The 11,210-nt window shown below is 40.7% G+C and carries 11 protein-coding genes; 3 read left to right on the top strand and 8 right to left on the bottom strand.

Annotation, left to right across the window (positions count from 1 at the left end):
* Positions 1-115: 115 nt before the first annotated feature.
* Positions 116-550 carry a PaaI family thioesterase gene (locus tag AAEY99_RS19470; RefSeq protein WP_208062823.1) on the bottom strand — a complete coding sequence of 145 codons (435 nt, stop codon included), beginning with the start codon at positions 548-550 and terminating at the stop codon, positions 116-118.
* 85 nt (positions 551-635) lie between these two features.
* A complete protein-coding gene (fadE, locus tag AAEY99_RS19465; protein ID WP_335693087.1) occupies positions 636-3,083 on the bottom strand; it encodes an acyl-CoA dehydrogenase FadE in 2,448 nt (815 codons plus the stop codon).
* A 248-nt stretch (positions 3,084-3,331) separates the two neighbouring features.
* Here fadE and AAEY99_RS19460 point away from each other — a divergent pair, with 248 nt between their 5' ends.
* A complete protein-coding gene (locus AAEY99_RS19460) occupies positions 3,332-4,108 on the top strand; it encodes a class II glutamine amidotransferase (protein WP_101088409.1) in 777 nt (258 codons plus the stop codon).
* Here AAEY99_RS19460 and AAEY99_RS19455 read toward each other — a convergent pair.
* The 3 genes from AAEY99_RS19455 to trhA form a co-directional block, all read right to left on the bottom strand.
* A complete protein-coding gene (locus tag AAEY99_RS19455; protein WP_182744338.1) occupies positions 4,094-5,053 on the bottom strand; it encodes a DUF3108 domain-containing protein in 960 nt (319 codons plus the stop codon). The genes AAEY99_RS19460 and AAEY99_RS19455 overlap by 15 nt on opposite strands.
* A gap of 75 nt (positions 5,054-5,128) precedes the next feature.
* Entirely contained in the window at positions 5,129-5,473 is a 345-nt protein-coding gene (locus AAEY99_RS19450; protein ID WP_101088408.1) for an MGMT family protein, read from the bottom strand.
* A 116-nt stretch (positions 5,474-5,589) separates the two neighbouring features.
* Positions 5,590-6,273, bottom strand: a complete 684-nt coding sequence (gene trhA / locus AAEY99_RS19445; protein WP_101088407.1) for a PAQR family membrane homeostasis protein TrhA — start codon at positions 6,271-6,273, stop codon at positions 5,590-5,592.
* Positions 6,274-6,528: 255 nt separating this feature from the next.
* On the opposite strand from trhA, the gene AAEY99_RS19440 reads away from it, so the two are divergent.
* On the top strand, positions 6,529-7,185 hold the full coding sequence (locus tag AAEY99_RS19440) for a hypothetical protein (RefSeq protein WP_351011641.1): 657 nt from the start codon (positions 6,529-6,531) through the stop codon (positions 7,183-7,185).
* A 77-nt stretch (positions 7,186-7,262) separates the two neighbouring features.
* Here the strand turns inward: AAEY99_RS19440 and rrtA are convergent, their stop codons facing one another.
* Together rrtA and queC are read right to left on the bottom strand one after the other, a co-directional pair.
* On the bottom strand, positions 7,263-7,892 hold the full coding sequence (gene rrtA / locus AAEY99_RS19435; RefSeq protein ID WP_101088405.1) for a rhombosortase: 630 nt from the start codon (positions 7,890-7,892) through the stop codon (positions 7,263-7,265).
* A gap of 184 nt (positions 7,893-8,076) precedes the next feature.
* Complete coding sequence (gene queC, locus AAEY99_RS19430; protein WP_162023023.1) at positions 8,077-8,784, bottom strand: 7-cyano-7-deazaguanine synthase QueC; 708 nt, start codon at positions 8,782-8,784, stop codon at positions 8,077-8,079.
* Positions 8,785-8,994: 210 nt separating this feature from the next.
* Here queC and queE point away from each other — a divergent pair, with 210 nt between their 5' ends.
* Positions 8,995-9,663, top strand: coding sequence for a 7-carboxy-7-deazaguanine synthase QueE (gene queE / locus AAEY99_RS19425; RefSeq protein WP_101088403.1), 669 nt, complete (start codon positions 8,995-8,997; stop codon positions 9,661-9,663).
* A gap of 90 nt (positions 9,664-9,753) precedes the next feature.
* Here queE and AAEY99_RS19420 read toward each other — a convergent pair whose 3' ends face one another.
* A complete protein-coding gene (locus tag AAEY99_RS19420) occupies positions 9,754-10,815 on the bottom strand; it encodes a PLP-dependent cysteine synthase family protein (RefSeq protein ID WP_182744326.1) in 1,062 nt (353 codons plus the stop codon).
* Between the last annotated feature and the right edge of the window lie 395 nt (positions 10,816-11,210).

Below are 11,210 nucleotides of genomic sequence, written 5' to 3'. Positions count from 1 at the left end.
TAAACTGAAAACGGAATGGGAGCGCTGGAGTTAATTACTAATTGAGTAAGTATTATTATGCCGTTTCATCTAGCAGTGCAAAGTTCAAAGTGCAAAGTACCGTTTAGCCAACTACCTAAGGGCGCAGAATAAGGCAGGTCGCTGTAGCGGTAGCGAGTAACTTACCTGCTTCAGTGGTTAAAGTGCCTTCAGATATGCCTAACGATTTTGATAAGTTCATTAAGCTCCCTTTGGCGATCAATCGCTGGTTTTGTGGCACAGGCCGAACCATTTTAATGTTCAAATCAATGGTTGAATAACTGACACCTGCTGGGAGTGATGAATGAACCGCGCAGGCTGTTACTGTGTCCATGACTGTCGCTGCAAAGCCACCGTGTACGCCGCCCATCGGGTTTAAATGACGATCATCTGCATGGGCTTCAAACGTTACTGCGCCTTCACTGACCTCGATAGCTTTCATCGGTATGGTTTGCGTTATTGACGGGGCAGGTATGTCGCCATTAAGCATGGCTTGCATCAGTTGTAATCCGGTGAGTTGTTTCATTATTATCCTTGAGCGATAGCATCAATTTTTAGCGATAAAAAAGGGTAAAGCTTTCGCTTTACCCTTTTTATTTTAGGTTTTAACCTAGCAGCTAGGCTGCTTTTTCTTGCTTAGCTTTAGGTGCTAGTTGCGCACGAAGCTCATCGGTATCGAAATCATCAACGTTAATTGATTTTAAGCGACCAATTTCAGCTCGTTCAAGTAAAGCGATTTCGCTGTCGCTTAACACACCAAGCGCTTTACCTTCAGCAGCAATTTTATCTAACCACATAAATGGCAGACGCTTACCCGCAGCTTTACAGACTTTGTCGTACAGTGGCTCTGCGGCAAGGATATCTTTAAACGTTTGTTCTTGGATACCTACAGCATTGAACTCAGATGCAGTCCAGAACTGGCCTTTACCTAAACGGTCACGACTAGCACAAGGAGTTTGCATTATCTTAGCCACTTTGTGATCTAATACATCACTAGGGCGCTTAATTGGACGACCGAATGGGAAGATAACGGCGCGAAGTGCAATGCCTAAACCCATTGGGAAGTTGTTCAGTAAGTCATCTAACGAATCTTGTAACTTGTACAACGAATCTTCAACAGCCCATTGAACTAAAGGTAAATCTTCAGTTAAACGACCATCATCTTCATAACGTTTTAGCGTTGCAGAAGTCAGGTATAGCTGGCTCAATAAATCACCTAAACGAGCAGAAATACGTTCTTTACGTTTTAGGTTTCCACCCAGTGTAGCCATCGCTAAGTCAGATAATAATGCTAAGTTAGCACTGAAACGGTTCATCTGTTGATAGTAACGCTTGGTTTTATCTGAGTAAGGGCTATTCGAGAAACGAGATGAGGTTATGCCCATCCAGAAGCTACGAATGAAGTTAGACGTTGCAAAGCCAATATGACCAAAGATAGCCGCGTCGAAGTTAGCTAAACCACGATTTGCATCAGTATCAAAAGCTGACTCCATTTCGGCCAATACATACGGATGACAGCGAATTGCGCCTTGTCCATAAATGATCATTGAGCGAGTTAGAATATTTGCACCTTCTACAGTAATCGCAATCGGTGCAGCTTGATAGCCACGGCCTAAGTAGTTATTCGGCCCTAGACACACACCTTTACCACCGTGTATGTCCATTGCATCAATGATACATTTTTGCATTCTATCGGTTAAATGGAATTTAACGATAGCTGAAACAACCGATGGCTTTTCGCCTAAATCGATAGCTGTAGTGGTTAACGTCGCCACCGCATCCATAAGGTAAGCATTACCGCCTATACGTGCCATTGGCTCTTCGATGCCTTCTAACTTACCGATAGGTAATTTAAATTGACGACGAATACGTGCATAAGCACCCGTAGCAATAGCGGCAGTTTTCACGCCACCAGCTGAGTTTGACGGTAAGGTAATACCACGACCTACAGATAGACACTCAACCAACATTCTCCAACCTTGGCCGGCCATTTCTGGGCCACCAATAATGAAGCTTAGTGGTACGAACACTTCGTTACCGCGTGTTGGACCATTTTGGAACATACAGTTCAATGGGAAATGACGACGTCCGGTTTCAACACCTGGAATGTCAGTAGGGATAAGTGCACAAGTAATGCCTAGTTCTTCTTTATCACCTAATAAGTGATCAGGGTCGCGTAGTTTAAACGCTAGACCAAGTACAGTAGCAACAGGTGCTAAAGTAATGTAGCGCTTGTTCCACGTTAGCTTCATACCAAGAACTTCTTCGCCTTGGAATTCACCTTTACATACCACGCCGAAATCTGGGATTGAGCCAGCATCACTGCCTGCTTCAGGGCTAGTGAGTGCAAAACATGGCACTTCTAAACCTTGAGCTAAACGGGGTAGATAATGATCTTGCTGCTCTTTAGTACCATAGTGCTGTAATAACTCACCAGGGCCTAACGAGTTAGGAACACCCACTGTTGAGGCAAGTTCGCTACTCACACCAGCAAGTTTCTGTAATACACAAGATTGAGCATAAGCAGAATATTCTAAACCGCCATACTTTTTCTTAATGATCATCGCGAAGAAACCGTTATCTTTTAAGAATTGCCATACATCTTGTGGTAAGTCACCTAGCACATGCGACACTTCGTGTTGATTGAGCATTTTACATACTTCTTCAACCGGTCCGTCTATGAATGCTTGCTCATCAGCAGTTAAACGCGCTTTAGGATAGTTGTGTAATTTGCTCCAGTTAGGGTTACCTGCAAATAAATCTGCTTCCCACCACGTTGTACCTGCTTCAATGGCTTCTTTTTCAGTAGAAGACATCTCTGGCATGATACCGCGATACACTTTTATCAGTGGACGACTGATAAAATTCTGTCTGAATGATTTGATGTTTAGTGGCAGTGCAATGACAAGGAAAACAATCCATGTTATTACACTAATAATGTCCAAAGTGCTACCGACAACTAACACAATCGCCGCAGCAATTGTTGTAGATAATAACGATACCCGCAGGTATGCCATGGCGCCGAGCACAAAGATCATCGCGATGATCCAAAGTAGGGTGGTCAATGTACTTCTCCTTAAAGCTATTTATGTAGACAAAATAGCTTATTTATTATTGATCTCATTCACAAGAATGAACGTGGTCAGACCTGTGTCACGTAAAAGTTAACCTTATGGGGCCTCGAATACAAGTGTTTTTCAAACAATTGTTTAAATATTTGTGTGTCTGAAATGTTCCACTCAATTAGCTTAGTAGTTACAATACGTTCTTCAAAAGTGTTTAGCTCAATATAGCAACATAAAAGGCAAGGCTAATGTGTGAATTACTGGCGATGAGTGCCAATGTGCCAACGGATATTGTTTTTAGTTTTACCGGCTTAGCTGAACGCGGTGGCGTTACTGGTCCTCATGTTGATGGCTGGGGAATTACTTTCTATGAAGGTAAAGGTAACCGTACTTTTAAAGATGCTTGTCCTAGCAGTAAGTCACATATTGCCGAACTTATTAAGTCATATCCGATTAAAAGTGAAATCGTGATAAGTCATATTCGCCAAGCTAATCGAGGTTGTGTGTCCTTGGTCAATACTCACCCATTTAGTCGTGAGCTATGGGGCCGTTATTGGACTTATGCGCACAATGGCCAATTAACCGATTATCAATCCACTTTTTCAGTGTCACGTTTTCAGCCTGTTGGCGATACTGACAGTGAACTGGCTTTTTGCTGGATATTGGAATCAGTGGTTAATAAGTTTGGCGAGTATGAACCTGAAAACATGAATGAAGTGTTTCAGTATATAAGCCTGCTCGCAGATGAAATAAGACAATTAGGTGTGTTTAATATGTTGTTGAGCAATGGCATAGACTTAATGACCTATTGCACTAACAACCTATGTCACATCACTCGCCGTGCTCCATTTGGACAAGCTACCTTGATTGATACCAATGTAGTTATCGATTTTAGTCAAGAAACCACGCCAAATGACGTGGTGACTGTGATTGCGACTAGACCATTAACCAATAATGAAAATTGGGTTGTTTTGCAACCAGGTGAGTGGAAGTTATTCCGTAAAGGCGAGTTAATCAACAGCTAGCTGTTTTATTTCATCTAATTCAGACTCACTAATGCCAGCTTGATTTTCAGCTTCAGAGACTAGTTCATCCACAGTCGTTGAAGCTTCAGGCTTAGGACCGTCGATGACGACGGGCGTCATGGGAGGCAATGGTTTTTCGAATTGGTAGCTGGCTAGCTGAATATCGAGCTGTTTGCTGCCTTTTGAAAAGTGGCTTAAACGAACGGGTAGATAAGCTAAATCAGGCGCCATCCAGAAAAATGTTTGTCTTTTGGTACTGTCACGCACCACTTCAACTTTGACGGTATCGTAAGTACCACTTTTTATGGTGACTTTTTCTTTGCCTATGACTCTAAATTGATAGTCATCGACTTCTTTTTCTTTAACCATTTTATAATCTAATGGTCGTATGTTGGCTGCTAGATCCATTCTGAATTGTAATTGAACCATTAACGGATCAAACACCTTTTCTTCATATGGTAGCTTTAATGCTTCTTGCTTATAAATGGTATGAATAAATTTCTGTGCTTTAGCAAAAGCAGTCTGTTCAGTGTAATCACTGCCAGTACCAGTGCGTTCTTGTATGTATCGAAATGGCACTAATTTACCATTTTCAAGGGTGAATTCGCTGGTAAGATGACGTTGATCAGACAGCATTAATAAACTGACATCGCTGTCGAAATGATAGCTGTAAAAACCGCTGTCGGTAGCGGGTAAACGATAATTTGCTTCACCTAGTTCGAAGCTGCCATAAAACACATTATATTTAGCACTGTGGGCTGTTAATGGCGATAAGATAGCAGCTTGTTGGATTGCATCTAATGAAGCCGGGACATTAATTTGCTCGAGTTTTTCTGCAATCACAGCCGTTTCTGACACAGCCAATTTAGCCGTAGACTCAGTATCTGCAGTGAGTTGTTGAATGTCAGTTGCCTGTGCGAAAAACACCGGACAGGTGGACAACATCAGAGTGAATAAGCGAGTTAATTTATTGACCAATGTATAATTACCTTAAAGTTTAGAATTCTGAATAAGCTAAGATTAAAATGGTAATGTCATTACCAGGGTGGCTAGATCGGGTTTCCATTGATATTGAGACAACGAAACCTTGCCTATGTTCACTGTGATACCTTCTAATCTTAATAATTCTTGCTGTGTTTGAAAAGGTTCGGTATTTTTTGCAAAGGAAATCTTACCTTGACTATTGATAACCCTATGCCATGGGAGCCCAAGTGTTTCAGGCGCTAATTTCAATGCTCTAGAGACATAACGAGCTCGACCAGGTAACCCTGCTAAATCAGCAACAATTCCATAAGGTAGCACAGTGCCTTGAGGGATAATATTTACAATAAACCATATTCGCTCCATTGGCGTCAGTTTAGTCATGTGCTCCCATATAACGTCTTCAAGCAGAGTTTAGTGGTGTATTAGCAACAGATAATAGAAAAATTGCGGCCATAGTACAACCGTAATTTTATGAGATATGATTTTACGTTTAACAGTTATAAAACGGTGAGATAAATACATAAAAAATGGCTGAATGCGCCACCAAGTACAAAAAAATGCCAAATGGCATGATTAAACGGAATGCGTTTTCCAACATAAAAAATCACCCCTAGACTATAAAATAAACCGCCAGCAAGCAGTAAGCTTAAGCCTAAATCGCTCATGTGAGTTTTTAAATCGCCCATTACAGTGACGCATAACCAACCCATTACTAAATAAAGCACTACGCTAAATGCTTTAAAGCGACCGATAAACAATGTTTTAAAGATAACCCCGCCCAAAGCTAAAGACCAAATAGCAGTAAGTACCACCGTGGCTTGTGTGCTTTGTAAACTGATTAGCATCATTGGCGTGTAGGTGCCGGCAATTAACGTGTAAATAGCACAGTGATCTGCCATTTTATAGCGTTTACGCCACAGTGCACTTTTACTTGAGTGATATAATGTAGAGGCAAGAAACAATGCGATTATGCTAATGCCATAAATTGCCACACCAGTAATTTGCACTAAGGTTAAATGATCGGGGGCTTTTATCAGCATTAACATTAAGCCGATGATGCCAGCAATAACACCTAATGCATGTGAAAGGGCATTAGCTTTTTCTTCTGCTTGGCAGTAATCTGATCCGCTCGATACCGCAACTGTTTGCTGAGATGCCAAAGTGTTTGATAATGAATTCATAATATCCTGTAAATCACGCTGATTGGATTTTGAGCAAGGTTAGTCTATCAGCCTCAAAACCAAATAGCTATATTCAGGTGAACACGTGTAAGCTGAAAATATTGTCCATATTTGGGTTACTGATAATTTTATTTTAACGTTTGATTGGGTAAACGTTTATTAATCCAATTCAAACATTAACAGCACAAATAAGGTGCTACTCAATGACGTTGTTGACGTTATACTTAGCCCATCATTCTTGGTGAATTAGTCTTTATGTCTGAAAAAAAACCACAGTCCAGTTCGCTTCAATCTGCGATAACCAATAGCGCTGATCCACGTTGGGATAACAAACTATCACAGCAAGTTGATAGTGCGAGTATTGACAGTGCGAGTATTGAATTTGATAAAGGCGTGACACCTTTTGTTGAGACAGAAGATGAAGTGGTAGATGAAAAACAATTACAACATCATCAACAACAAGTCGCTGATGAAATTCAGTTGCAGTTAACTGGCGCGATGGGATCCGTATCAGATAATAGTGAATTTTTATTGCAGCCCAATCAACCAATCATTAGTGGCAATGCTTGGCAACGTTTTGTGGCTTCAGTGAGTAACAGTCGTTACACCACATTGGTCGTGATTTTAATACATGTGTTCGTTATCACTATCGCGTTGATATTTGGTCGAGTTGATATCAGTGGTATGACAGAAGTCCCGGTGACTGATGAACAGACAACAAAACCATTACCTCCGTTAAAAAGTTATCTTATTACTCAAGCTGAATACGATAAGTTAGTTGAACGAGCTCAATCAAATACAGCAATCCAAGATATTGAATCTGAATCAGAAAAAGTTCCTGAATCAGGGATGTCTAAGGAAATGGATGGGCCAGAGATTGAGTCTGAGTCAGCAGAGCCTATAATAAATTAATTCCACATACTGTTTGTCCAGTATGTACAATCAGTATGTGCAATCAGCGTTAAAATAAACACCGTTTGCGTGTAGCGTTAAGGTAAATTGTGGTATTTAAAGCGGTGGGCAATCGTTGACCAGCATAACGCACACAAGATGCCACAAATGAGACCCACCAGATGTGATTCAGTGGCAACTCTGGCATTAATTAACTGGGTGATACTGTTTGTCGCGCCAAATATCTGCTCGTATCCAACCTTAATGATAACACCAAGCAGCAGTAAATAACCTGAACGGTAACCCTTGTGGATATCCATTACTGCACCAAAAGCAAATAATCCATGCAACAAACCACTTAACCCAACATAGGCTTTTAAACTAGGATAAAACAAATATAAACCAATACCTTCCAAAATACACAAACTGATAAACAGCAATGTAAATTTGCCTGGATGACGCTTGTAATGGACTTCATGTAAAAACACAATTACCCATAATCCTGCCAAATTCATCAGTAAATGCCATAAATTAGTATGTAACAGGTTACCGGTGATTAATCGCCATATTTGTCCATCAGTAATGGCGTCATATTGATAACTTAAATACTGATCAATGGGCAAAAATGCAGGCGTTGGTATATCTGCCGCAAAAAGCCCAATACAAATAAGACTTATGGCAACGACAAAGTGATAAAGCCCAACAGTGTTTGATTTATGATTTAGCAAAATATCCTCTTTTCGCACCGTCAAAACAAGCCAATTTAATTTATCTAAAGACACTAAACTTAACTGTAGCGCAAAATTAACGCATGGCGTTAACCTGTGTGTATGTTGGTGTCGTCATCAAAATAGCGCTGCCGCCGAGTTGCATTAATCCGTTGCCGTTAGTGACAGCAAGTTATCGATACTATTATAGCTTACTGTTTAATGAGTCCATCACTGATTGACTATTTTGCAAGTAATCATCTAGGCCACGTTGACGTAATACACAAGCGGGGCAATCACCACAACCTTTACCAATAATGCCGTTATAGCAAGTTAACGTTTGATGTTGCACTAAAGCTAATTGCTGATATTTATCAGCCAGCGCCCAGGTTTCAGCTTTATTAAGCCACATTAATGGAGTAATTATCTTGAGGGGTTTATCCATTCCTAGCGCTAATGAGTTTTGCATTGATTGAACAAATTCATTACGACAATCTGGATAGCCAGAAAAGTCGGTCTCACACACGCCGGTAATAATAGCATCGCAACCCAATTGATAAGCGTAGATGCCTGCTAAGGTTAAAAATAAAATATTACGTCCAGGCACAAAAGTATTCGGCAAGCCATTATTCATCAACTCATGTGATACCGGTATAGCATCACGTGTTAATGCTGAAATGGCTAACTCGTTTAATAAGGTGGTGTCCATGACTTTATGGCTAGCTAGTTTCAACTCTGTTGCTAAAGATTTTGCCACTTCGATTTCTTGACGATGGCGTTGACCATAATCAAATGTGATCCCATGCACTTCATCATATTGAGATAAAGCCTGGATAAGGCAAGTAGTTGAATCTTGACCGCCACTGAAAACAACAAGGGCTTTAGTTGGGGTATTTTGCTTTGCATCTGACATGGATATACTCTTAACGTACTGAACTGACTCGCAAGATCGGTGTGATCAACGCCTAGTGGTTCAGGTAAATAGAATTGATATGTTACCTAAGCCAGGCCCAACTGCAAAGCTGTAGGTGTAAATACTTGCAGCTAACGCTAAAATACTCTATAAATGCCGCCCCGTTATAAGCCAGGTAGCCAATACTTGTCAGCAGAAGTAAGGTAAACAATGAAATATCCCGTTAACGAAGTATTTGAAACAATACAAGGTGAGGGCACATATACTGGTGTTCCTGCACTGTTCGTTCGCTTGCAGGGTTGTCCTGTAGGTTGTGCATGGTGTGATACTAAGCAAACGTGGGATGTGTTACCCGAAAATAAAGTGACTGCCGAGCAAGTGATTCAAGTTGATGGCACTATCGGCAGATGGGCTGATCATACTGGTCACACATTAGTGCAAGCATTCCAAGATAAAGGCTTTACTGCTAAGCACATTGTGCTAACCGGTGGTGAGCCGTGTTTGTACGATTTAACAGAATTAACCACGATTTTTATTGAGGCTGGTTATCAGGTACAAATAGAAACCAGTGGTACTTTTGAGGTGAAATGTCATACAGATGTTTGGGTGACTGTATCACCTAAAATCAATATGAAAGGTGGCTATAAGGTACTCGAACAAGCATTAAATCGTGCTAATGAAATTAAGCATCCGATCGCCACTGAACACCATATTGAAGAGTTAGATGAATTATTGCTGAATATTGATGTCACTGATAAAACCATTTGCTTACAACCTATTAGCCAAAAGGCGCGCGCAACAGAACTTGCCATGAAGGTGTGTATTAGCCGTAACTGGCGTTTATCGATTCAAACCCATAAGTATTTGAATATAGACTAAAGTGTTTCTTAGTGAAAATTAAGATTATATCCAGTGGTGAAACGAAAAAGCCGTTGAATCTATATTCAACGGCTTTTTAATTTCACCAGGTTAACGTAGTAAACCAGATTGATTAAACGCGATGAGTTTTTCTCGGTAGTGTTCGAAACAGCCTATATTGTCTTCTATCCATTGCGGGTTGTAATAGGTATCGAGATAGCGCTCACCCGCATCACAAATTAAGGTCACAATAGAGCCTGTTTGACCTTCATTACGCATTTGTGTTGCCAGCAACAACGCCCCATATAAGTTGGTGCCAGTAGATGCACCCGTTTTACGCCCTATGAGTTGTTCTAACCACTGAATCGTTGCGATAGAGGCGGCATCAGGGATCTTAATCATGCAGTCAACAACACCAGCAATAAATGACGGTTCAACACGTGGCCGGCCAATTCCTTCTATTTTACTGCTCTTATCGCTAATAATGCTCGCATCACCACTGTGAAAGTAATCGTAGAATACCGAGTTTTCCGGATCGACTACGCACAGTTGCGTCTGTTGTTGTTGATAACGAATATAGCGACCAATAGTTGCGCTAGTGCCACCGGTACCTGGGCTCATGACAATCCAACTTGGAATAGGATGAGGCTCTTTTTCCATTTGGTTAAAGATTGAATCAGCAATATTGTTATTACCCCGCCAATCGGTGGCGCGTTCAGCATAAGTGAATTGGTCCATATAATGGCCTTGCAACTCAGCGGCTAATCTTTCTGATTCAGCATACATTTGACTGCCATTATCGACAAAGTGACATCGTGCACCGTAAAACTCTATTTGTTGAATCTTCTTTTTTGCGGTCGTTTTTGGCATGACAGCGAAAAACGGTAATCCGAGTAATCTTGCAAAATAGGCTTCAGAAACAGCGGTACTGCCAGATGAAGATTCAATAATGGGCGTGTCTTTTTTTATCCAGCCATTACATAACGCATATAGAAACAGTGATCGAGCTAAGCGATGTTTCAAGCTACCTGTTGGATGAGTACTTTCATCTTTTAAATAAATGTCTATTCCAACAAGTAGTGGAAGATCTAATTTTATTAGATGGGTGTCTGCAGACCGTTGAAAATCGGCTTCTATTTTTGCGATGGCCTGATTGACCCAAGTAGATGACATGCAATGATACTCGTTATTCCAAAAAGGAATAAATAATAACTAAAATATAAAGTTAAGAGTAGTGTTTATCGACATAAGCAAACATATTTAATTAAAAATAGCAGACGAAAGACAGTACCGGAGAATCAACAGATGACAGCACGAGGTAATACAGAAAGTAATTAGGTAAGGAATATCAATAAATTGTAACACTGAGATAGGGTAAAACAGAAAGTATTAACGAGACAAAAAATGACAGGAGGAATGATTCTAGCACTTGAACTGATGGTGTTTTTATTGTTATCTGGATTAAAATACAATTAACAATCGCAAAATGTAAAATGGTGGAGGGAGAAGGATTCGAACCTTCGAAGGCTGAGCCGTCAGATTTACAGTCTGATCCCTTTGGCCACTCG

Source organism: Shewanella sp. S1-58-MNA-CIBAN-0166 (assembly GCF_040310085.1).
Lineage (GTDB): Bacteria > Pseudomonadota > Gammaproteobacteria > Enterobacterales > Shewanellaceae > Shewanella.
The sequence above is the reverse complement of the archived record's forward strand: the minus strand, read 5'-3'. Positions and strand labels throughout refer to the sequence as shown.

What these genes read in the sequence shown, in the direction of transcription:
- AAEY99_RS19460 (WP_101088409.1), top strand. Translation starts at nt 3,332, where the DNA reads ATGTGTGAATTACTGGCGATGAGTGCCAATGTGCCAACGGATATTGTT.
- AAEY99_RS19455 (WP_182744338.1), bottom strand. Translation starts at nt 5,053, where the DNA reads ATGTTGTCCACCTGTCCGGTGTTTTTCGCACAGGCAACTGACATTCAA.
- AAEY99_RS19450 (WP_101088408.1), bottom strand. Translation starts at nt 5,473, where the DNA reads ATGACTAAACTGACGCCAATGGAGCGAATATGGTTTATTGTAAATATT.
- trhA (WP_101088407.1), bottom strand. Translation starts at nt 6,273, where the DNA reads ATGAATTCATTATCAAACACTTTGGCATCTCAGCAAACAGTTGCGGTA.
- AAEY99_RS19440 (WP_351011641.1), top strand. Translation starts at nt 6,529, where the DNA reads ATGTCTGAAAAAAAACCACAGTCCAGTTCGCTTCAATCTGCGATAACC.
- queC (WP_162023023.1), bottom strand. Translation starts at nt 8,784, where the DNA reads ATGTCAGATGCAAAGCAAAATACCCCAACTAAAGCCCTTGTTGTTTTC.
- queE (WP_101088403.1), top strand. Translation starts at nt 8,995, where the DNA reads ATGAAATATCCCGTTAACGAAGTATTTGAAACAATACAAGGTGAGGGC.
- AAEY99_RS19420 (WP_182744326.1), bottom strand. Translation starts at nt 10,815, where the DNA reads ATGTCATCTACTTGGGTCAATCAGGCCATCGCAAAAATAGAAGCCGAT.